The organism is Streptomyces aurantiacus, from assembly GCF_001418335.1.
GTDB lineage: Bacteria > Actinomycetota > Actinomycetes > Streptomycetales > Streptomycetaceae > Streptomyces > Streptomyces aurantiacus.
Map to the genome: position 1 here is coordinate 26642 of NZ_LIPP01000203.1, position 22421 is coordinate 49062.

A 22421-nucleotide genomic window follows, 5' to 3' on the forward strand; every position below is an offset into this window, starting at 1 on the left:
GGCGTATCTCCGGGGGGTGCTGGGGAGTGCTGAGGTGCTGATGTGTCATGTTCCGAGTAGGGGCCAACCTCCAGAAGCTGTCTACAACTGCGCACTCGGTCCGCATCCGTGAACGCCGAAGCTAAACCGGCGCCATGGCAGCGTCAAGACATGTGCGACGACGGATCTTCACGGGCCCGTCGCCACTTCGACGACAGGAGCTTCCTCGGGCCATTGACAGCCCCATGGCCAGCTGTCTACAAATGAGAACGCGAACTACATATGAGGATGACTGAGAATGGCTGAGCACGACTGGGGAGGGCTTGCATGGCAGGGAACGCAGCACGCATCGCCGACGTCACCGTGACCCCCGTGGCCTTCCGGGACCCCCCGCTGCTCAACACGGTCGGGGTGCACGAGCCCTACGCGCTGCGCACGATCGTCGAGATCACCACGGAGTCCGGTGTCACCGGTATCGGTGAGACCTACGGTGGCACCGTCCACCTGGACCGGCTGCGCCGAGCCGCCGAGGAACTGACAGGCCTGGACGTCTGGAGCCTCAACGACCTGGTCGCGCGCATCACACGTGTGCTGGGCCAGGACACCTCCGGCGGCGACGGCATGTCCGGGATGGTCACCGGCAGCAGCGCCGTGGACCGGGTCATGTCGCCGTTCGACGTCGCCTGCCTGGACATCCAGGGCAAGCTGATCGGCAGGCCGGTCAGCGACCTGCTGGGCGGAGCCGTACGCCCCTCCGTCCCCTACAGCGCCTACCTCTTCTACAAGTGGGCCGGACACCCCGGGCAGCGGGACGACGACTGGGGCGCCGCCCTCGACCCGGCGGGCCTCGTCGACCAGGCCCGCCGCATGATCGACACGTACGGCTTCTCCTCCATCAAGCTCAAGGGCGGTGTCTTCCCGCCGGACGAGGAGGTCGCGGCGGTCAGGGCCCTGCGCCAGGCCTTCCCCGACGTGCCTCTGCGCCTCGACCCCAACGCCGCCTGGAGCACGGAGACGTCGCTGCGCGTCGCCCGCGAACTGGACGGAGTCCTGCAGTACCTGGAGGACCCGACCGAGGGCCTCGACGGCATGGCGGCCGTGGCCGCGGGGACCCCGACACCCCTGGCGACCAACATGTGCGTGGTCTCCTTCGGCGACCTCGCCCCGGCCGTGGCCCGCGGGTCCGTGGGCATCGTCCTGTCCGACCACCACTTCTGGGGCGGCCTGCGGCGGTGCGGACAGCTCTCCGCGATCTGCGACACCTTCGGTCTCGGCCTGTCGATGCACTCCAACTCGCATCTGGGCATCAGCCTCGCGGCGATGACGCACCTGGCGGCGGCCACCCCGCGCCTCACCTACGCCTGCGACACGCACACCCCCTGGAAGCAGCCGGACGAGGACGTCGTCGACACCGAGGTGCTGCGGTTCAGCGAGGGCCGCGTCACCGTCCCGACGGCTCCCGGTCTGGGAGTGGAACTGGACAGGGACGCGCTCGCCCGGCTCCACCGGCAGTACCTCGACTGCGGGCTGCGAGACCGCGACGACACCGGCTACATGCGCCGCGTCGACCCCTCTTTCCCGACCAAGACCCCCCGGTGGTGACCAGACCGTGCACATCATGCTCAACCACCGCATCCTGAGCCGTTTCCACGAACCCCTGAAGGCTCGCGCGGAAGGCAGACACGAGGGCGAACACCAGGCTCGGCACACCTGGCTGGAGTCCTTCGACTGGACTCCGGCGCAGATCACCGAAGCCATCACCGACGTCGAGGTGTTCGTCGGTACCCAGCTGCGCGCCGAGGACGCCCGACGCGCCGAACGGCTCCGGCTCGTCCATGTCGTCGGCGCCGGATACGACGGCATCCCGCTGGACGCGCTCCGCCCGGAGGTGTCGGTCACGACCACGCACCACCACGGCCGTTCCATCGCCGAGCACGTGCTCATGTCCGTCATGATGCTGTCCCGCGACGTCCTGGGCGCCGACCGAGCACTGCGGGCCGGACGCTGGCGCAACGTGGCCGTCGACCCGGAGCTGCCGTTCGGTACGACGCTGGCGGGCCGCCGGGTGGGCATCATCGGTTTCGGCGAGACCGGCACCGAGGTCGCCCGCCTCTGCCAGGCGGTGGGTCTGCGGATACGTGCCGTGCGGCGCGACCCCTCGGCCCCGGTCCCGGACGACCTGCGGACCGACTGGATCGGCGGCAACGACCGGCTGCCGGAGCTGCTGGCCGAGTCCGACGTCGTGGTGGTCACGGTGCCCCTCGGCCCCGCCACTCGCGGGCTGATCGGCCCCACCGAGCTGGCGGCCATGGGACCGGGAACCCTGCTGGTCAACGTGGCCCGCGGGCCGGTCGTCCAGGAGGAGGCGCTCTACGAGGCGCTCGCCTCCGGTGCCATCGCCGGCGCCGCGCTCGACGTGTGGTGGTCGGGGCCGCCACAGGCGCCTAGCCGGCTGCCGTTCCACCGCCTGCCCAATGTGCTGATGACCCCGCACCACTCGGGCCACACCACCGACACCTTCGCCGCCCGCGCGGCGGAGATCGCCGACAACATCAACCGCCTGGAGCAGGGGCGACCGCTCGTCAACGTGGTGCGCGCGGGCGCGTCCACGACACCCTGACTCGGCATCCGGGCCACGTTCTCCGGGCCGCCCCGGAGCCGTCCCACTCGCCTCACCCGCCACGCTGCCAAGTTGCCCCGCTGTTCCAGGAGTTGGAGACCCCCATGCTCGAAGGCGTCCTCTTTTTCCCCGTCACGCCCTTCACCGACATCGGCGAGGTGGACCTGACCGTCCTGCACCAGCACGTCGCGGCGGGGACCGACGCCGGCCCCGGCGGCGTGTTCGTCGCCTGCGGCACCGGTGAGTTCCACGCCCTGGACGTCGAGGAGTTCACCGCGGTGGTACGGACCGCCGTCGCCGCGGTGGCCGGACGGGTCCCGGTGTACGCCGGGGCCGGCGGCGCGCTCGGACTGGCCCGGCGCTTCGCCCGGGCCGCGGCCGAGGCCGGCGCGGACGGCCTGCTGCTCATGCCCCCCTACCTCGTCGAGTCGCCCGCCGAGGGGCTGGTCGCGTACACCCGCGCCGTCGCCCGGGAGACCTCCCTGCCGGTGATCGTCTACAACCGGGCGAACGCACGCTTCGACGAGCACTCGGCGGCGGAAGTGGTCCAACTGCCCACGGTGGCAGGCTTCAAGGACGGTACCGGCGACCTCGATCTCGTGGCCCGGATCATTCCCGCCGTGCGCGAGTCGCTGAGCGCGTCCGGCAAGGACTTCCAGTTCTTCAACGGCATGCCCACCGCGGAGACGAGCCAACTGGCTTACCGCGCCCTGGGCGTGAAGCTGTACTCCTCGGCCGCGTTCGCCTTCGCGCCCGACATATCCCTCGCCTTCCACCGCGCGGTGGAGGAGGACGACCACCGGCGGATCGACGCGTTGCAGCGGGCCTTCTTCCACCCCTTGGTCAGGCTGCGCAAGCGGGTCCCCGGATACGCGGTGGCCCTGGTGAAGGCCGGGGTGACGCTGGAGGGGAGCAAGGCGGGGCCGGTCCGCCCGCCGCTGACGTCCCTCCGCGCGGAGGAGGTCGAGGAACTGGCGGCCATCATCGCGGAGGGGCGCGCCGTGCTCGCCTCCTGATCCCTGCGCGGACCCCGCGGACCCCGCGGACCCCGCGGACCCCGCGGACCCCGGTGGGGGTCCGCGCGAGAACCGCTCGCACGTCCGGACCATCAGGTAAGGCATGCCTAATGTCGGTTAATGTTCTGCATGCACCTACTCGCCGGACGCACGCAAGTGCCGGACGTACGCATGTTTGGAGTCGGCCTTGCCGCACACGATCGACACCGCCGCACAAGGGCCGGACGCCGTGACCGGGGAGGGCTGGGTCGAGCTGGGGTCGAGCGCCCAGCTGCGCGAGCTGCTGGGTGAGCCGTGGCCCATCGTGATCGAGAAGGTGCACGACCGGCTCTCCGACCAGGACCGGGACATCGTCGCCCGCTCGCCGTTCTGTCTGCTGGCCACCTCCGACTCGCACGGCAACTGCGACGTCTCGCCGCGCGGCGACACCCCGGGCTTCACGTACGTCATCGACTCCGGCACGCTCGCCCTGCCCGACCGGCCGGGGAACCGGCGGGGCGACAGCTTCCACAACATCCTGGACAACCCGCACGCCGGCCTGCTGTATCTGATTCCCGGCAGCAAAGAGGTTCTTCGGGTCAACGGCAGGGCGCGCATCCTCACCGACGCCCCGTTCTTCGACGCCATGACGCTGAAGGGGCAGCGGCCCGCGCTGGCCCTGGTCCTGGAGATCGACGAGATCTATCTGCACTGCCCGGCGTCGCTGCGTCGCTCGGGCGTGTGGGACCCGGAGTCGTGGCAGGCCGGCTGATCCGGTGCGTGGACGCGTGGACCATCCGGTGTGCGGACATCCCTGCCAAGCGGACACCCCTGGCAAGATGAATTTAGGTTAGGCTAACCTTCGTCAGGTGAGATCTGGTGAAGAAGCAGCCGACACGCCGCGTCTGCGCGGTCATGAACTGTCGGCCACAAGTGTGACCGTGTCGTACGACGGCGTCGATGTCGTGCACGACGCCGCGATCGCGCTCCGGCCCGGTGAGGTGACCGCGCTGGTCGGTCCCAACGGCAGCGGCAAATCGACGCTCCTGCGAACGATCGCCCGTCTGCAGCGCGCCCGCCACGCCACGCTCAGGATCGATGCCGACACCGACGGCCTCGCCCTGAGTGCCCGTGAGTTCTCGCGGCACGTCGCGCTGTTGACCCAGGGCCGCCCCACGCCCAGCGGACTGACCGTGCGGGACGTCGTCGAGTTCGGCCGCTATCCCTACCGGGGCCGCTTCGGCCGGCCCGACCCGGACGCCTCGGCCGCGGTCGACCGGGCGCTGGCGCTGACAGGTGTCACCGACCTCGCCGAGCGGGGCGCCGACCACCTGTCCGGCGGGCAGTTGCAGCGGGTGTGGCTCGCCAGCTGCCTCGCCCAGGAGACCGGCGTGCTGCTGCTGGACGAGCCGACGACGTATCTCGACCTGCGGTACCAGATCGAACTCCTCGACCTCATCCGTGACTTGGCGGACGACCACGGGATCGCCGTCGGAGTCGTCCTGCACGACCTCGACCAGGCGTCGGCCATCGCCGACCGGATCGCCCTGCTCGAAACGGGCCGGATCGTCGCCGACGGACTGCCCGAGGACGTCCTGACACCGGAACGCCTCACGGCCGTCTACGGCATCCGGATCGACGTCGACACCGACCCTCTGACCGGCCGACTGAGCACCCGCCCGATCGGCCGACACCACACGCGACACACGCGACACACGCGAACCGAAAGGCTCGGCACCACCTCATGAGACGCCTCCTGCTCACCGCGGCCACCACCACCGCCGCAGCGCTCACCCTCGCCGCGTGCGGCACCACCGAGCCTGCCGCCGACAAGACCGGCCAGGCCGACAAGAGCTCAGCGGCCATCACCCTCACCGACGGCGCCGGCAAGAAGGTCACGCTCGACGGCCCGGCCACCAAGGTCGTCGCCACCGAGTGGAACGTGACCGAGAGCCTCGTCACCCTCGGCGTCGACCCGGTCGGTGCCGCCGACGTCAAGGGCTACAAGACCTGGGACTCCGCCGTCCCGCTGAAGAACGAGCCCAAGGACATCGGCACCCGCGGCGAGCCGAGCATGGACACCGTCGCGGCCCTCTCGCCCGACCTCGTCGTGACCACCTCCGACCTGCCGCCCGCGGCCCTGAAGCAGCTGCGCAAGATCGCCCCCGTGCTGGAGGTGAAGTCCGCGGACGGCTCCGACCAGATAGGGCAGATACTGACGAACCTCGACCTGATCGCGAAGGCCACCGGCACCACCGACAAGGCCAAGACGGCCCGCGCGAACTTCGAGGCCAAGCTGGCCGAGGGCAAGAAGGCGCTCGCCGACGCCGACCTCGCCGGTGCGGAGATCGCGTTCGCCGACGGCTATGTCACCGCGAACCAGGTCTCCGTGCGCCCGTACACCAGCGGTTCCCTCATCGGAACGGTCAACGAGCGGCTCGGCCTGAAGAACGTCTGGAAGGTCAAGGGCGACGCGGCGTACGGCCTCGGGACCACCGACGTCGAAGGCCTCACCGACCTGCCGAAGGACACCCAGTTCGCCTACATAGGCAACGACGAGGACGAGGCCGCCACCCCCTTCACCGGCGCGCTGGCGAAGAACGCCGTGTGGAAGTCCCTGCCGTTCGTGAAGGCCGGCGACGTGCACCGACTGGCCGACGGCATCTGGATGTTCGGCGGCCCCGGGTCGATGTCGGCGTACATCGACTCCCTCGTCGACGCGCTGACGAAGTAGCCGAAGCGCAACGAACAGCTGACGCAGACCAAGAAGACGAAGTACAGGAAGACGAAGTAACGGAGCCATGGCCGTCACCGCAACGCCGCCCGCCACCCGTCCGCCCGCTGTCCGTCCGTCGACGGCCGCGTCCCGGACGGGCGCGGTCGCGGTGACGGCCGGGCTGGTCCTCCTGGTCGCGGCCCTCGCGGTCGTCGACATCACCCAGGGCACCGCCTCCGTCGGACCGGCCGAGGTGTTCAAGGCCCTGACCGGGCAGGCCGACACCGCCGACGCGTCCGTCGTGATCGCCTCCCGGCTGCCGCGGATGACCGCTGGCATCCTGGTCGGCGTCGTCCTCGGCGTGGCGGGCGCCGTGCTCCAGGCCGTCAGCCGCAACGTACTCGCCTCTCCCGACACCCTCGCGGTGAACGCCGGTTCGTACCTGGCACTCGGGCTGGTCGGCGCCACCGGCGTCTCGCTCCCGCTGCTCGCCTCCTCCGGCGTCGCCTTCGCGGGCGGGCTCCTGGCCGCGGCCGTCGTACTCGCCCTGTCCGGCCTCGGCACGGGCACCGTACGACTGGTCCTCGCCGGCACCGCGCTGGCGCTGGGCCTCAACTCCGTGACGGAGGGCCTGCTCCTGCTGTTCCCCGAGCAGACCGAGGGCCTCTACCAGTGGAACCAGGGCAGCATCAGCCAGAACGGCTTCGACGGCGTCCTGCAGATGTTGCCCATCGCCCTGCTCGCGGTCGTCGGCCTGCTGCTGACCGCCCGTCGTGTCGACGCGCTCGCCCTCGGCGACGACGCCGCGCGCGGTCTGGGCGTACCGGTCCGCGCCACCCGCGTGACGGTGGTCGTCCTGGCCGCGCTGCTGTCCGCGACGGCCGTCACGCTCGCCGGGCCCATCGGCTTCGTCGGCCTGTGCGCACCGGCCCTGGTACGCCCGCTCGCCCGCCGCTTCAAGGGCTTCGCCCGCGCCCGTACGGTCATGCCCGTGGCAGGGCTGGTCGGCGCGGGGCTGGTCCTCGGGTCGGACGTGCTGCTGCGCTCCCTCGTGCCCTCGGACCTGGCGGTCGCCGTACCCACCGGTGTCGTCACCAGTCTGGTCGGCGCCGTGTTCCTGGTGGCGATGGCCCTGCGACTGCGGGACACCTCCGGGGCCGACGCGCCGGACCGGTTGCGCATTCCCAGCCGGACGGCGTTCGTGGTGACGCTCGTCGTACTCGTCGCCGTGGTCGTCGGCGTCACGATCGCCGGTGCCCTGCTGGGTGACAGCACGCTCCTGCTCGGCGACGTCGTGAACTGGTCGCAGGGGAGGGCAGGACAGGCCGTTTCCTTCGTCCTCGAAACCAGGATGCCCCGCGTGTTCGCGGCCCTGTGCGCGGGCGCGGCGCTCGCCCTCGCCGGCACGCTGGTGCAGGCCGTGACGCGCAACCCGCTCGCGGAGCCGGGAGTCCTGGGCGTGTCCGGCGGCGCCGCGCTGGGCGCCGTACTCCTGGTCACCACCGTGCCGGTCGCCGGCACCTGGAGCGTCGCGGGTGCGGCGTTCGCGGGCGCCGCGGCGACCTCCGTCGTCGTCTTCGGGCTCGCGGCCCGGGGCGGTTACCAGCAGAACCGGCTGGTCCTCGTCGGCATCGGCGTGGCCGCCGGCACCGCGGCGCTGATCAGCCTGCTCATCGTGCTCACCGACCCGTTCAACGCCACGAAGGCGCTGACCTGGCTGTCCGGTTCGACGTACGGCCGGACCATGCCGGACGTGCTGCCCGTCGCTCTCGTGCTCGCGCTGGGCCTTGTCGTCGCCGTCGCCCGCCGCACCGAACTGGACCTCGTCTCCCTGGACGAGGACACGCCACGGCTCCTCGGCCTGCGCCTTTCCCGGGCCAGGCTCGGCTTCCTGGTGGTGAGTGTCCTGCTCAGCGCGACCGCCGTCGCCTCGGCCGGCACCATCGGTTTCGTGGGCCTCGTGGCACCGCACGCGGCCCGTGCCCTGGTGGGCCGACGGCACGTACGCGTGGTGCCGGTGGCCGTCCTCCTGGGCGCCGCCCTCGTCTGCACGGCCGACCTCCTCGGCCGCACGGTCATCGCCCCCGCGCAGCTGGGCGCGGGCCTGATGACAGCGGTGATCGGCACGCCGTACTTCCTGTATCTGCTGGTACGCAGCCGACGGTAGGTACGGAGTACTCGGCGTTCAGTTGTCCAGTGATGCCATGTAGGGCGCCAGCTTGGCCGGGTTCATGACCCACATGATCCGGTCGATGCCCTCCGCCGACACGTCGACGGTCAGCAGGGCCACGGCGTTCCCACCGGACCGGACGAGCACGGCCGGGCGGCCGTTGGCCTCGACCCAGCGTATGTCCGCCTCCGGCCAGAAACGCGGCGCGAAGGCGACAAGGTAGCGGGAGACGTGGGGGAGTCCGACGACCGGGATGCGCGACGCGCCCCGTACTCCTCCGCCGTCGGAGTAGCTGACGACGTCCGCTGCGAGAACCTGCTCAAGCGACTTGAGGTCTCCTGTCTGCGCGGCGGTGAGGAACACCTTCAGCAGTCGCTGATGCTCGTCCCGGCTGACCCGCTCCCGTCGCTCGGTGGCCAGGTGCTTGCGCGCCCGGCTCACCAACTGGCGGGTGTTGGCCTCACTCGTCTCCAGGATGTCGGCGAGCTCCCGGTAGGGGTAGTCGAACGCCTCCCGCAGGACGTAGGCGGCCCGCTCCACCGGATTCAGCTTCTCCAGCAGGAGAAGGACCGCCATCTCGACCGCCTCGGTACGTTCCGCCCCCACCTGAGGGTCCGCGCCGGTGTCGATCGGCTCGGGAAGCCACGGACCGACGTACGCCTCGCGCCGCACCCTGGCCGACTGGGCCGTGTTGATCGCGAGACGCGTGGCCACGGTGGTGAGGAAGGCGACCGGCTCGACGACGTTCGTACGGTCGGCGTTCTGCCACCGCACCCACGTGTCCTGACACACGTCCTCGGCCTCCACCGCGCTGCCGAGCATGCGGTAGGCGATACCGAAGAGCCGAGGACGCGCCGCGACGAACTGCTTCGTCGCTGTGTCGAGAGGGCTGACGTCGTGCCCGGCGTCCATCGGTGTCCTTTCCGGTCCGAAGATCGATCATGCTACCGAACACTTGCCGCGGGCTGAAGAACGTGTGCGCGTTGCGACCCGCCCAACGACCCGCCGAACGACTCGGCCCAACCGGTGCGGTCAGCCGGCCAGGCCGCCCGTAGCGAGTCGGTCACTCATGTCGCGTACCAGCCCCTTGCCCGTACCGTCGGCTGTGGCGAGCAGCGTTTCGAAGGCCCTGAGACGACGGAACGTCTCGGCGTACACGGTCTGCTTCTCCAGCGGGAGCTGGAGCACCTGGAGACGCCGGATGTCGACTCTGGACGAGCTGGAGGCATGGGTGCCTGCCTGCCGTCCGTTGGAGGGCGCGCGCAGACAGCCGGCGAGGAAGTGGGCGTCCAGCTTCGCCGTATCCACCTCCAGGGTGTAGAGCTGCGCGCCCAGGGCCATCGGTGGTCCTTCGTGGACCCACGCCTTGAAGGCGCGGGTCACTCCGGCGACGACGACGTCTCCCTCTTTCGCGACGGCCTGTGCCGAGTCGGTGGGGAGCAGCCCACTGGGAGTGCCGTCGTGCAGGAGGTCGGCGACGCTGAGGAGCGGCACGACGGACCCACGAGCCGGTCCGGCCGACTCCGGAGGCTGTTGCCCGGCGCGCAGGGTCAGGGCGCCGGCCTTGACGAGATCACCCACCGTCGTCGTGGTCCCCGGAGCACCGGCTTCGAAGCCGAGGGCGGAGAGACGCTGTGCGTGATCGGCCAGATCGGTCAGCATCGCGCCGAAGTCACCCCAGGCGGCGGCGAGTTCCTTCCGGGTGGGCTCGGTCGTCGATGCGGTGTAGCGACCCGGGGTGACGTCGACCTCGTCGTCCAGGAGGTCGAGCAGGGGAATCCTGACGGCACCCTCCGGCGGCTCCTGGCCCACCCGGTCGAGGGTTGCCAGCGCGGTGAGTACGAACGAGCCGAGGCTGCCCCAGTCGGGGCTCGGCTCGCGCGTTCCCGGCCGGGCGAAACGGGTGGCGTCCACCAGGAGGGCGTCCTGGCTCGGCGGTGCCGCGAACCCGTCCGGCGCCGTGCGAAGAACCCACAACTGCAGGGACACGCTGTGCGGTTGGGCGCTGCCGGGAGGCAGGGACACGACGGCCCGGAGCGCGCCGGTACGCAGCAGTGAACCGCGGATACGGCGGCCGGCCCTGCGCGATGCCACAGCCGGGGGGAGGACGACCACCGCGGCCCCACCGGGCTTGAGATGGGCGAGCACATGCTGCACCCAGGCCAGCTCGGGCTCGGTCCGAGGGGGCAGACCGTGCGTCCAGCGCTGGTCGGTGGCGAGTTCTTCGTAGCCCCAGTCACGTTCGTTGAACGGGGGATTGCACAGCGCGATGTCGGCTTTCGTACCGGCGAAGGGGTCGTCCCGCAGTGCGTCGGCGGTGGCGATCCGCGTCCGGATGTCACGGCCCTCCGCGACGAATTCGAGCCGGCCGGCCGCCAACGCGGCCAGCGCAGGGTCCCGTTCGCACGAGAGCAGTTCCAGCCCGGGACCGTCGTACTCCTGCGCGGCTGCGGCGGCCAGGTGTCCGGTGCCGCAGGCCGGATCGAGGAGGGTCAGTCCGCTGCCGCTGCTGCTGCAGCCGTCCCTGTCGCTGCCGCCGTTGCCGTCGGCAGGGGCGAGCCGGACGGCGAGGGCGATGCGGGCCATCAGCGTGGCGAGCTGTGGCGGCGTGGTGCTGAGCTGTCGGACATGGGTTTCCAGCCACCGTTGCAGCAGGAACTCGAAGGTCTCGCGGGGTCCCTCCGCCCGCCCCACCTTCCCCGCTTCGGCCACCAGGTCACGGGCTCGCGCGGAGAGTTCGGGGTGGACGATCCGCGCCCTGGAGGAACGCATCCTGCGGGCGGCCTCGGCGACGGCCAGCCCGGACTCGTTCCTGCTGCCGAGGGCCTCGAAACGCGGCCAGAGCAGTTCCCGGCCGCCGATGTCCTGGAGCTTGCCGTTGTCCCGCAGCCATCCCTCGACCTCCGCGAGCGAGAACTGCGGACTGACGTCGGTGCCCCCGATCCGGGTGGGAAAGGAGTCGTGGCGCCGCCGCCAGTTGCTCACGGCGGCTCGCCCCACACCGGCGATCCGGGCGATCTCGGCCAGGCTGACGGGGATGGCGTCGTGGGCACTCATCGATCGGTCTCCGAGGTACTTGGCGGCTGGGCAGGCCGGCGTCCCCAACGCCGTTCGTGTGGGCAGGCTACTACTGTCATTGACTTTGTTCACAGTGTGCACGTTCCATCGTGATGTGCAGGGAATGTGGAGGTCGGCAGACATGCGGAGTCCCGCGCCAGGAATGATGATCCATGACCGGTATCGGCTGGAGTCGGTGCTCGGCCGAGGAGTGATGGGCCAGGTGTGGAGGGGGCGTGACCTGCCCCTCGACCGTCCTGTCGCGGTGAAGACCGTCGCCACGGATCTGCTGGCCGTGCCGAGCAGCCGGCAAGCGGCGCTGAACCGGTTCGCCAGGGAGACGCGGGCGGCGGCGCGCCTGGACCATGCGAACGTCGCCACGGTCTTCGACGCCTCGGTCACCGACGACACCTGCTGGCTGGTGATGGAACTGATCGACGGCACCACCCTTGAGTACCTTTTCGACCAGCGGGAGAACGGGCGGTTCGACGTCCCTTCGGCGGTCTCCGTCGCCGCTCAGCTGTGCGCGGGACTGTCCGCCGTCCATGCCGCCGACCTGGTCCACCGGGACCTGAAGACCCAGAACGTCATGGTCCGGCGCGACGGCATCGTGAAGATCCTCGACTTCGGCCTCGTCAAGCTGCTGAGCGACACCGACCCGAAACTGACGACGACCGGTGAGGGCGTCGGCAACCTCGTGTGTGCCTCTCCCGAACTGCTGACCGGGAGGGAGAGGCTCGACGGCCGCAGCGACCTGTATGCCGTGGGCTGCCTGCTGCACCACATGCTCACCGGGGAGAGCCCGTTCTCCACGCATCAGCCGGCGCTCCTGGCCTCCCACCATCTCGCCTCATCCCCGCCCCTCGTCGCCGACGCGGGGGTACGCGTGCCTGGGGACCTCCAGGACCTGATCACGGCCTTGCTGGCCAAGCGGCCGGACGATCGACCCTCGTCCGCGGCCGAGGTCTACGCGGTCCTCGGCCCCCACCTGCCGGGGCCGGATTCCCGACTGGCCGTCAGACGCGTCCCACCCGAGGACCCACGCCGCCCCTTCCTGGTTCCGCAGGGCCCGATACCCCTGTGAACAGGGTCGCGGTGCCCCTCCGATCCGCCCCGGCCGTCGCAGCTCGCACCTGTGTGGTCACATGCGGTGCCGGAGCGTTGTGACCGGTGACAGAATGCCCCCGTCGGCCGGGGTGCCGTGACGCTCCCGGGAGGCGGCGGGCGCGGCGGGGGCCGGCACTGAGGATCGGGGCGCGATGCGGCGGAGCCTTGGACGGTACGAGCTGACGCACGAACTGGGCCGGGGCGGCATGGGTGTCGTCTGGGCGGCCCACGACCGCGACCACGGCCGCGAGGTGGCGGTCAAGCTGCTGGCGACCCGCGACCGCGGTGTCGAACTCAGCATGCTGGAACGCCGGTTCCTGCGTGAGATCCGTCTGACCGGCCGGCTGCGGCATCCGGGTGTCCCCGCCGTCCACGACCACGGCAACCACGAGGGCGAGCTGTATCTGGTCATGGATCTCGTCCCGGGCCGCGCCCTGGACACCGTCCTCAAGAACGACGGCCCCCTGGACATCGAGCAGGCGGCGGACGTGGCCCGCCGCGTGTCCGAGGTGCTGGCCTACGCCCACGGACAGGGAGTTGTGCACCGCGACCTGAAACCGTCGAACCTGATGATGACTCCCGAGGGGGAGGTCAAGGTCCTGGACTTCGGGGTCGCCGCCGCTCTGGAGCCCCAGTCCGGCGAGACCCGTTTCACCGCGTCCAACGCCACCCCCGGCACGGTCGTCTACATGGCGCCGGAACAGGCCATCGGCCGGACCGTGCCCGCGAGCGACCTTTACTCGCTGGGCTGTGTTCTGTACGAACTGCTCACCGGGGCACCCCCGTTCACCGACGCCAGCCCCTTCATGCTGTACCACCGGCACGCCAACGAACCCGTTCCGCCGCTCGCCGACCGTCGCTCCGGCGTACCGCCGGGCTTACAGGCGCTGATCGAGCGACTGTTGGCGAAGAAGCCCGAGGACCGGCCCGCCTCCGCCGAGGAGGTGGCCGTCCTGCTCGCCGCCTGGGTGCCCCGGCCGGCTCCCGGCACCGGGACCACGCCGGATCACCCGCGACTGGCCGAACTGGCCGCGCTGCGCCGGGCAGGACATCCCGCCCGAGCTCTGGAGGAGTACCGCGAACTGATGGCCGCCCCGGGCCTCGACCTCGCGGGCACGCTCGCCGCCCGCGCCGGAGCCGCCCTGTGCGCGGGGGCGCTCGGCCGCACCCGCGAGGCCCTGGACGAGCTGAAGTCCGTCCTGGCCGAACAGCGCAACCTGCTCGGACCGGGGCACCCCGCTGTGCTGGACACCCGCTACGAGATCGCCGTCCTGCTGATCCGCGCCGGTGAACGGCACGCCGCCAAGGAGCTGTTGCGCCGCTTGGCGGACGAGGAGGAGGCGGTCCTGCCCGAGTACGAGTACGACCCGGAGTCCAAGTCCAAGTCCGGCGCCGAGCACGGACTTGGGCGGAGCCGGAAGCTGCTGGAGCGGTTGCGTCGCATGGGCTGAGGGTCGCTGACGAAACGTCACAAACATTTGTGTGATCTCTGTTTACAGGAAATGTCTCGTGTTAATGTGCCGTCAGGTCGTTCGGCTGGGGGAGACAGGCCACTGTCTACGGACGACGACAGATGAACACCGAGGGGACAGCGCCCATGACGTCTGCAGCTCAGCGTGAGACCGAGCGGACGGGGGCGGAGCAACTCCCCGAGGAAGGCAATCTCGTCGAGGTGCGTGGCCAGTCGTGGGTGGTCGCCCGCGTCGAACCGTCCTCGCCGTCCCCGGCATCCCCGGCGTCCTTGCCGTCCTCGGGCGCACGGGGCGGCGAGGGGAACCGCCGCCCGGTCACCCTGATCCACCTGCAGTCCGTCGCCGACGGCCGCTTCGGCGACACCCTCTCCGTCATCTGGGAGGTCGAGCCCGGCCGCCGCGTCCTGCCCGCCGGCTCCCTTCCCGACGCCTCAACCGGCTCCTACGACTCCCCGAATCGCCTGGCCGCATTCCTGGACGCCGTCCGCTGGTCCGCCGTCGCCTCCGCCGACGCCAAAACCCTCCAGGCGCCGTTCCGTTCCGGCGTCGCCGTCGAGCCGTACCAGCTGGAGCCGGTCTCCCGCGCCGTCGGCGCGCCCCGCGTCAACCTGCTCCTCGCCGACGACGTCGGCCTCGGCAAGACCATCGAGGCCGGCCTCGTCGTCCAGGAGCTGATGCTGCGCGGCCGGGCCCGCCGCACCATGGTCGTCTGCCCGGCCGGCCTGACCCTCAAGTGGCGCGACGAGATGACCGAGAAGTTCGGCCTGGAGTTCACCATCGTCGACTCCGAGCACTGCGCCCGCCTGCGCCGCACCCATGGCACAGCGGCAAATCCCTTCCGCGTCCACCCGCTCACCATCGTCTCCCTGCCCTGGCTGCGCGGTCAGAAGGCCCAGCGTCTCCTCGACGAGGTCATCGGAGGCGCCGAGGAGAGCACCGACGGCGAGCACAAGCGCTTCTTCGACCTGCTCGTCCTCGACGAGGCCCACCACGTCGCACCCGCCGCGCCCAAGCAGGTGTACGCGGTCGACTCCCAGCAGACGAAGCTGATACGCCGCCTCGTCCCGCACTTCGAGCACCGCCTCTTCCTCTCCGCCACCCCGCACAACGGCTACCCCGAGTCGTACACGGCCCTCCTCGAACTCATCGACGACCAGCGTTTCGCGCGCGGTGTCGACCCCGACAAGGAAGCGCTCAAGGACACCGTCGTACGACGCCTCAAGGTGAGCGTCACCAACGCCGACGGCACGCCCCGCTTCCGTACCCGCAGGACCCGCGAGCTCTCCGTCGACTACACGCAACAGGAGCGCACGATCCACGAGTTGCTCGGCTCGTTCGCCGCGCTGCGCCGCACCAAGCTGACGCCGAAGGCCCGTGGCGGACGCCGCGCCGCCGACCTGGTGACGCTGCTCCTGAAGAAGCGTCTGTTCTCCTCCCCGGCCGCCTTCCTGCACACCGTCCAGGTCTACCTCTCCCACCTGGACGACACCGGTCCCGAGCGCGGCCGTACGGCAGCCGCCGAAGTCCCCGAGTGGCTGGAGGAGTTCGCGGACCTGGTCGCCGACCTCGACGACACCGGCCTGGTCGACGCGGAGGACGACGCGCTGACCCGCTCCACCTCGCTCACCCCGGCGGAGGACGGCCAGGAACTCGAACTGCTCCAGGAGATGGAGCGCTGGGCCCTCACCCACGAAGCGGCCCCGGACTCGAAGGCCGAAACGTTCATTCAGGAACTGACACGAATATGCCGTACGCCTGACGGCAAGCGCTGGACCGACCAACGGGTCGTGGTCTTCACCGAGTACCGCGACACCCAGAAGTGGCTCCACGACCTCCTCCAGCAGGAGCAACTCACCGACGGCGGCCGGGTGGAGCGCCTGCACGGAGGTCTGCCGGCCGAGGAACGCGAGCGCATACGCCTCGGCTTCCAGGCCGACCCGTCCCGCCCCGAGGGCAAGGTCCGCATCCTGCTGGCGACCGATGCCGCGGGTGAAGGCATCGACCTCCAGAACCACTGCCACCGCCTGATCAACTACGACATACCCTTCAACCCCAACAAGCTCGAACAGCGCATCGGCCGTATCGACCGTTGGGGCCAGCAGCAGGATCCGGAGATCGCCCACTTCATCGGCTCCGGCTGGCAGCAGGCGCAGGCCGGCTCGTACGAGGCCGACCTGGAGTTCCTCTCCCGCGTCGCCAAGAAGGTCGCCCGCATGGAGCGCGACCTCGGCTCCGTCAATGCCGTCCTCGCCGACGCCGTACAGCGCCGTATGACCGGCGACACGGCGCACGTCGACATCGAGAACGCCAAGCCGAAGCCGATCAAGGGCCGCCGCACGGGCGGCGAGGTCGCACCCGAGCAGAACGTCACCGCGCAGACCAAGCGGCTCGCCGACCAGTACGACGAGACGGTGACCGCGCTCGGCCTCACGCCGGCGAACGTCAAGCGCGTCGTCGAGACGGCCCTCGCCCTGGACCACCAACCGCCGCTCCTGCCCGCCACGTTCGGCGCCGAGAGCTTCCAACCGGGCGACCTCTTCGACGTACAGCCGCTCTCCGGAAGCTGGGAGCGCGCGACCCGCGGCCTCGCGCACAAGCTCCGCGAGGGCGAGCAGCGCCCGCTCACCTTCTCCCCGCAAGTGTCCGCGCAGGCCAGGGACGACGTCGTCCTTGCCCACCTCAAGCACCCGCTCGTCGCGCTCTCCACGCGCCTGCTGACGGCCGCCGTCTGGAACGCCGACACGGTGGGCCTGAGCCGTGTCACCGCCGTCGTCTCCGACGACCCCGCCGTCACGACGACGCTCGTCTCCGCGTACGCCCGCTACGTCCTCGTCGGCACCGACGGCACCCGTCTGCACGAGGAAGTCCTGTACGCGGGCGGCTGGTTCGGCGACACGGGCCGCTTCCGCCGCTGGGAGTCGGTCGGCGAACAGGGCCGCGTCCTGTCCCAGGCCCTCACCGAGGGTACGGAGGCGGCCCCGCACCTCCGACAGGAACTCACCGAGTCCTGGCCGAGGCTCCGCGACCCGCTCTACCGCTCCCTGGAGGCCCGCGCCGGCGAACTCGGCCGCCGGCTGGAGAGCCGCCTCGCCGACCGCCGGACCGAGGAGGAGCGCCGCATCACCGGCACCCTCGACCGCTTCGAGGCCACCCTGCGCGCCAAGCTCAAGGAAGAGGGCGACGGGGAGGGCGAACAGCTCGCCCTGCTCACCGCCCATGAACTGACGGGCCACGAACGCCGCCAGTTCGAGGACGACCGCCGCCGCTGGCAGGAACGCCTCGAAGGCCTCCCCGCCGAACGCGAGCGCGAACTCGCCGCCATCGCCGCCCGCTACCGCGAGCCACTCTCCCACCTCTTCCCCGCCGCCGTCGTCTTCGTGATCCCCGCAAAGGAAGCCCGCCGATGAGCCCCCGCCGCCCCATGAGCCGTGGAATAGCCGCCGCCAAGGCCCAGGCCGTGGACGGCCGTCGGCAGCACCAGGAGTGGCTCGACCTCACCGAGGTCTCCGGCCCCTTCCTGACCATGCCCGTTCTGCTGCGCGCCTGGCCCCAGCTCGACCCCCTGGAGAAGGACGAGCGGGCCAGGCTCCGCGCCCGGCACGCCGACTGGCAGACCGACACCGTCGCCGGGCGCGACGAGTGGGTGGCCTACGTCCTGGGCCGCCTGCTCGGCTGGGACGACGCGCTGACGTTGCGCCAGGGAGACTCCGAGCACCACGGCCTGGACCGCCTGACCCTGCGGGTCGCGGAGCACAGCACCGAGGTGCGCCCCGACTTCGCGCTGGTCGAACCGGGAGCGGACCTCGCCGCCGAACCCGATGCGGAATCCGCCGCCAAGCGCGTACAACTGCTCGGCATCACGGTCCCGGCCGGCACGGCACCCACCGCCCGCGCGGGCGGTGGCGGCGACTGGGCCGCGGCCCCCGCCGACCGCCTGGCCCGCCTCCTGCGCCACCACGGAGTACCGCTCGGCCTGGTCACCGACGGCCGCTGGTGGTGCCTGGTCTGGGCCCCGCTCGGCGGCGTCACGACCACGGCCGTCCTCGACACCATCGGCTGGAACGAGGCGGCCGAACGGAACGTGGTCCGAGCGTTCGTGTCCCTTCTCCGCCGCCGCCGCTTCTTCGAGTACGACGACGCCGAGACGCTGATCGGGCTGCTGAAGGCCGGCCTGGCGGCGGGCGAGGACGTTACCGAGGCGCTGGGCGTCCAGGTCCGCCAGGCGGTCGAACTCCTCGTGGACGCCATAGGGCGGGCGGACGTACGCGGAGTCGACAACGGCGCGCCGGGCCTGCACGCGTCGGGCGTGAGCGCGGGTGACGTCTACCGGGGCGCGGTGGCGGTCATGATGCGCATCGTCTTCCTCCTCTTCGCGGAGGAACGGGGCCTGCTCCCGGCGGACAACGAGGTGTACGCCCGCTCGTACTCGGCGCGATTCCTGCGCGACGAGCTGAAGACACGGGCGGACGAGGAGGGCGAGACGTCACTGGAACACACGACGTCGGCGTGGCACCGCCTGATAGCCCTTTTCCACGCGGTGCACGGGGGAGTGGACCACCCGGCTTCGGGCTTCCACCTCCCCGCCTACGACGGCTCGATCTTCGACCCCGACACATACCCGTGGCTGGAGCGCACCACCCCACTCCTCCCGATCGACGACCGGGCGGTGCTCCACATGCTCCAGGCCGTGCAGGAGGTCCGCGTCGGCAAGGGCAAGGACCGTGAGGTCCGCACGCTCAGCTTCCGCGCGCTGCACGTCGAGCAGATCGGTTACGTCTACGAGGGCTTGCTGTCCTTCGACGGACGCCGGGCAACCGAGCACATGGTGGGGCTGATCGGCCCGGAGGGCCTGGAACACGAGGTGCCGCTGAGGGAGTTGGAGTCGCTGGCGGCGAAGTCGGCCGGCTCACTGCCGAACCTGGCCAAGTCGATCCACGAGAAGTGGAAGGACCCCAAGCCCCCGGCGACGGCAGGCCAGCTGGAGAAGAAGCTGGCGCCGCTGGGCACGGAGAACACGGCGGAGGCAAGGCGCCGCCTGAACGCGGTCACGAAGGAACCGGGCCTCACGGACCGGCTGCTGCCGTTCGTAGGCATCCTGCGAGACGACCTGCGCGGCCTGCCGACAGTCATCCCGAACGGCGCGCTGTACGTGACTGAGTCCTCTCTGAGGAAGATCACGGGGACGCACTACACGCCCCGTTTCCTGGCGGAGGAGGTAGTCCTCCACGCCCTGGAGCCGTTGGTCTACGAGCCGGGCCCGCTCCAGACGGCGGACACGGGGGAGTGGCGCCTGAAGTCGAGGAATCAGATACTCGGCCTGAAGGTCGCGGACATCGCGGTGGGCTCGGCGGCGTTCCTGGTGGCAGCGTGCCGTTATTTGGGTGACCGTCTCATCGAGGCCTGGGAGTCGGAGGGCCGCGCGGACGCGATGGCGTACCGGGCGGGGCGAGCCGTGGACGCGGTCACTTCGGCGGACGCGGAGCAGGACCCGGTGGTGGTCGAGGCCCGCCGCCAGATCATCGAGCACTGTCTGTACGGGGTGGACATCAACCCGATGGCCGTGGAGATGGCCAAGCTGTCGCTGTGGCTGGTGTCGATGGACCCGGGGCGCCCGTTCACGTTCCTGGACGACCGGTTGGTGGTGGGGGACTCGCTGCTGGGTGTGCACAACATGGAGCAGATCCAGTCCGTGCACATGAAGCCCGGTCAGCAGGCTGACATCTTGGCGGAGCAGGCCCGGCAGTTGGTGGACCAGCTGACGCGGGAGCGGTTGGCCATCACGGCCATCAAGGGTGTCGACCTGCCGGCGCTTCAGCAGAAGCGGCAACGGTTGGAAGAGGTCAACCGTCACTCGCGGCGCCTGCGGTTGGTGGGTGACCTGATCGTGGGGGCGGCGCTGGCCACTTGCGCTTCGGGGCGGGTTCCTTGGTATGAGGAGGAGGGCGGGGAGCGGGTTCGGGATCTGTTCCCCCGGGCTGCGTGGATCGTGCAGCGGATCATGGAGGACGGGGTCGAGGACGACTCCGAGGTGGTGCGGGCGGCTCGGGCTACGGCGGAGGAGTGGCTGAGGGCGGAGTTGCCGGAGGGGGGAGTGGAACGGCGGCCTGTGCATTGGCCGTTGGTTTTTCCGGAGGTATTTACGCGGCGGGGCGGTTTTGATGCGCTTGTAGGAAATCCTCCATTCCTGGGTGGGAAGAAAATCACCGGCGCGCTGGGAGAGAGTTACCGAGAGTACATCGTGGAATTTCTTGCCTCTCGCAGGCGTGGGAGTGCTGATCTTGTGGCCTATTTTGAGCTTCGGGCGCACAAGCTACTGAATATATCTGGACAGACTGGGTTGATTGCTACGAATACTCTGGCCCAGGGTGATTCGCGTGAAGTCGGCCTGGATCAGATCGCTGCGTCTGGTGTAACGATTCGCAGAGCCGTGAAAAGTGCTCCTTGGCCATCTGCTTCGGCAGTGCTTGAATACTGCGCAGTATGGACCACTAAGCGCGGTATCGAGGAGGGAGCTTCGGTTGTGCTTGGGAGGGAAACGGTACTGAACGGTATCTCAACATCCCTGAATCCGGCGACTCGGGAATCATCGTGGGCAGAAGTTCTTGATCGAAATGGCGGCCAGTCGTTTATTGGCTCTTATGTTCTAGGTCTTGGGTTCACTGTTGCAGAAAGTGAGGCGAGGCAATGGATCGCTGAAGACAGGCGCTACTCGGAAGTCCTCTTTCCGTACCTTAATGGTCAGGACATCAACGGGCACCCAGAACACTCGGCCGAACGCTGGGTGATCAACTTTCATGACTGGTCGGAGTCGAAAGCTGCGGAGTATCCCCGGGCTTTTGGGAAGATCGTGAATGACGTAAAGCCTGAGAGGCAGAAGCGGACGAAGAGCGGGGATTTCGCCCTTCGTAAACCGCTGCCGCAGCGCTATTGGCATTACGCGGACAAGCGTCCCGGAATGGTGAGAGTACTTGCATCTCTGGATCGCTGCATCGTGATCACCATCGTCAGCAAGGCTGTGATGCCTGTGATGGTGCCGACGGGAGCTGTGTTGACGCACAGGCTAAGCGTCTTTGCGTCAAGCGATATGGCCATGCTTGCTGTTCTCAGTAGCTCGCTGCATTTCTGGTGGACTCTTGATCGCACATCGACGCTAGAGACAAGAGTAAACTACAGCCCGACTGACGTTTTCGAAACACTTTCCCTTCCTGATATGTCCAGTCGGCTCAGGAATGCTGGAATGCGCCTGGATGCCTTTCGTCGGCGCGTTATGATGGCCCGTGGTGCGGGCCTAACTGACACCTACAACCTCGTGCATGATCCTGAATGCAATAGTGAGGACATAGTTGAATTGCGGCGGATTCATGAGGAAATTGATAAAGCTGTTGTTGAGGCGTACGGCTGGTGCGACCTCTTGGATGAGTGTCAAGGGATCCCACCCGTAGACCCAACTCACGAATCGGTCTCCCTTGGCCACGGATTTCATGAGACAGACCAGGGTATCCGCTACACCATCGGCCTTCTTGCCCGAACTGAGATCATTGACCGCCTGCGCCAGCTGAACCACCAGGCGTATACCGACGAGGTTCACCTCGGTCTGCACAAGGGCGTAACGGAGAAGAAGGCGAGGGAGAAGCACCCCGACCTGCCCCCGCCGTCGCCCGAAGCTATCCGGCAGCGCAAGGAGCAACTAGCTACCCGAGGTGGGTCGGATTTCGGCGAGGGCGCTGAGGGCGCCCTCTTCTGAGCCGTAAGCATGACAACGGACTCGCTCCTGTCACCCCAAGTGACGCGAGCGAGCCCGTTGTTCCACTCATAGGCTGTGCTCGGCCCTACTCCACTGCGAGCGCCACGAAGGCCGCCCACTCGCCTCGGCGGACCCGCAGTATGGGCCCGCCTCCCAGGGCCTTCGAGTCCCGTATGAATACGGCGTCCAGGTCTGCGGCTACCTCCACGCAGTCGCCACCGTTTGTGCCGCTGTAGCTGCTCTTGAACCNNGTTCATGATCCCCTGGGCCTCGATGGCCACGAGTTGTTGGTGCTCACGGGTTTCCAACAGGACCATCTGGCCGTTGACTCCACTGTGCGCGGCCCGCTGGGTCGGCATCACCTGGATCTCTACGTTCCGCATGCGGGTGCAGTCCCGTAGCCGCGCGAGCTGTTCCTTCATTACGTCTCTTCCACCCACCAGTCGGCGAAGGGAGCCCTCTTCGAGGACGAACGAAAACACGACGCACGGGTTCTTGCGCGTCAGGAGGGACTGCCGTGCGAGTCGAGCACTGAGGTGGTGCTCAATGACCTCTTCTTCG

General features: G+C 69.5%; 14 protein-coding genes and 1 pseudogene. 11 read left to right on the forward strand and 4 right to left on the reverse strand.

Annotated features, from left to right (window positions below):
* The first annotated feature begins 306 nt into the window (after positions 1-306).
* The 7 genes from AOK01_RS25430 (at position 307) to AOK01_RS25460 (ending at position 8477) form a co-directional block, all read left to right on the forward strand.
* Positions 307-1581, forward strand: coding sequence for a glucarate dehydratase family protein (locus AOK01_RS25430; protein ID WP_055515547.1), 1275 nt, complete (start codon positions 307-309; stop codon positions 1579-1581).
* A gap of 16 nt (positions 1582-1597) precedes the next feature.
* Positions 1598-2599: a 2-hydroxyacid dehydrogenase gene (locus AOK01_RS25435; RefSeq protein WP_063792858.1), complete on the forward strand. Its 1002-nt coding sequence runs from the start codon at positions 1598-1600 to the stop codon at positions 2597-2599.
* Between the two features lie 92 nt (positions 2600-2691).
* Complete coding sequence (locus AOK01_RS25440) at positions 2692-3615, forward strand: 5-dehydro-4-deoxyglucarate dehydratase (RefSeq protein WP_281181444.1); 924 nt, start codon at positions 2692-2694, stop codon at positions 3613-3615.
* A 187-nt stretch (positions 3616-3802) separates the two neighbouring features.
* Positions 3803-4366 (forward strand): MSMEG_1061 family FMN-dependent PPOX-type flavoprotein, encoded by a 564-nt coding sequence (locus tag AOK01_RS25445; RefSeq protein WP_055515552.1) that lies wholly within the window; start codon positions 3803-3805, stop codon positions 4364-4366.
* A gap of 97 nt (positions 4367-4463) precedes the next feature.
* Complete coding sequence (locus tag AOK01_RS25450) at positions 4464-5342, forward strand: ABC transporter ATP-binding protein (protein ID WP_055515554.1); 879 nt, start codon at positions 4464-4466, stop codon at positions 5340-5342.
* Positions 5339-6328: an iron-siderophore ABC transporter substrate-binding protein gene (locus AOK01_RS25455; protein WP_055515556.1), complete on the forward strand. Its 990-nt coding sequence runs from the start codon at positions 5339-5341 to the stop codon at positions 6326-6328. Before AOK01_RS25450 ends, AOK01_RS25455 begins: the two co-directional genes overlap by 4 nt.
* A gap of 67 nt (positions 6329-6395) precedes the next feature.
* Positions 6396-8477: an iron ABC transporter permease gene (locus AOK01_RS25460; RefSeq protein WP_055515557.1), complete on the forward strand. Its 2082-nt coding sequence runs from the start codon at positions 6396-6398 to the stop codon at positions 8475-8477.
* An 18-nt stretch (positions 8478-8495) separates the two neighbouring features.
* Here the strand turns inward: AOK01_RS25460 and AOK01_RS25465 are convergent, their stop codons facing one another.
* Both AOK01_RS25465 and AOK01_RS25470 read right to left on the reverse strand, forming a co-directional pair.
* Positions 8496-9392 carry an RNA polymerase sigma-70 factor gene (locus AOK01_RS25465; protein ID WP_055515559.1) on the reverse strand — a complete coding sequence of 299 codons (897 nt, stop codon included), beginning with the start codon at positions 9390-9392 and terminating at the stop codon, positions 8496-8498.
* A 120-nt stretch (positions 9393-9512) separates the two neighbouring features.
* A complete protein-coding gene (locus tag AOK01_RS25470; RefSeq protein ID WP_055515561.1) occupies positions 9513-11537 on the reverse strand; it encodes an N-6 DNA methylase in 2025 nt (674 codons plus the stop codon).
* Between the two features lie 163 nt (positions 11538-11700).
* Between AOK01_RS25470 and AOK01_RS25475 the strand changes: the two genes are divergently transcribed.
* The 4 genes from AOK01_RS25475 to AOK01_RS25490 all read left to right on the forward strand — a co-directional run bounded on the left by AOK01_RS25475 (position 11701) and on the right by AOK01_RS25490 (position 21860).
* Positions 11701-12621 carry a serine/threonine-protein kinase gene (locus AOK01_RS25475; protein WP_245702405.1) on the forward strand — a complete coding sequence of 307 codons (921 nt, stop codon included), beginning with the start codon at positions 11701-11703 and terminating at the stop codon, positions 12619-12621.
* Between the two features lie 175 nt (positions 12622-12796).
* Positions 12797-14095 (forward strand): serine/threonine-protein kinase, encoded by a 1299-nt coding sequence (locus AOK01_RS25480; protein WP_055515563.1) that lies wholly within the window; start codon positions 12797-12799, stop codon positions 14093-14095.
* A gap of 146 nt (positions 14096-14241) precedes the next feature.
* Positions 14242-17523, forward strand: a complete 3282-nt coding sequence (drmD, locus tag AOK01_RS25485) for a DISARM system SNF2-like helicase DrmD (protein ID WP_055515565.1) — start codon at positions 14242-14244, stop codon at positions 17521-17523.
* Positions 17520-21860: an Eco57I restriction-modification methylase domain-containing protein gene (locus AOK01_RS25490; RefSeq protein ID WP_055515567.1), complete on the forward strand. Its 4341-nt coding sequence runs from the start codon at positions 17520-17522 to the stop codon at positions 21858-21860. The genes drmD and AOK01_RS25490 overlap by 4 nt, the downstream gene beginning before the upstream one ends.
* Before the next feature lie 85 nt (positions 21861-21945).
* Here the strand turns inward: AOK01_RS25490 and AOK01_RS41610 are convergent.
* The coding region (locus AOK01_RS41610; RefSeq protein WP_245702406.1) for a DUF397 domain-containing protein at positions 21946-22109 on the reverse strand (164 nt) is incomplete at its 5' end.
* 2 nt (positions 22110-22111) lie between these two features.
* A pseudogene (locus AOK01_RS45350) lies at positions 22112-22408 on the reverse strand (Scr1 family TA system antitoxin-like transcriptional regulator); the annotation flags it as partial.
* Between the last annotated feature and the right edge of the window lie 13 nt (positions 22409-22421).

What these genes read in the sequence shown, in the direction of transcription:
- AOK01_RS25430 (WP_055515547.1), top strand. Translation starts at nt 307, where the DNA reads ATGGCAGGGAACGCAGCACGCATCGCCGACGTCACCGTGACCCCCGTG.
- AOK01_RS25435 (WP_063792858.1), top strand. Translation starts at nt 1,598, where the DNA reads ATGCTCAACCACCGCATCCTGAGCCGTTTCCACGAACCCCTGAAGGCT.
- AOK01_RS25455 (WP_055515556.1), top strand. Translation starts at nt 5,339, where the DNA reads ATGAGACGCCTCCTGCTCACCGCGGCCACCACCACCGCCGCAGCGCTC.
- AOK01_RS25460 (WP_055515557.1), top strand. Translation starts at nt 6,396, where the DNA reads ATGGCCGTCACCGCAACGCCGCCCGCCACCCGTCCGCCCGCTGTCCGT.
- AOK01_RS25465 (WP_055515559.1), bottom strand. Translation starts at nt 9,392, where the DNA reads ATGGACGCCGGGCACGACGTCAGCCCTCTCGACACAGCGACGAAGCAG.
- AOK01_RS25470 (WP_055515561.1), bottom strand. Translation starts at nt 11,537, where the DNA reads ATGAGTGCCCACGACGCCATCCCCGTCAGCCTGGCCGAGATCGCCCGG.
- AOK01_RS25475 (WP_245702405.1), top strand. Translation starts at nt 11,701, where the DNA reads ATGATGATCCATGACCGGTATCGGCTGGAGTCGGTGCTCGGCCGAGGA.
- AOK01_RS25480 (WP_055515563.1), top strand. Translation starts at nt 12,797, where the DNA reads ATGCGGCGGAGCCTTGGACGGTACGAGCTGACGCACGAACTGGGCCGG.
- drmD (WP_055515565.1), top strand. Translation starts at nt 14,242, where the DNA reads ATGACGTCTGCAGCTCAGCGTGAGACCGAGCGGACGGGGGCGGAGCAA.
- AOK01_RS25490 (WP_055515567.1), top strand. Translation starts at nt 17,520, where the DNA reads ATGAGCCCCCGCCGCCCCATGAGCCGTGGAATAGCCGCCGCCAAGGCC.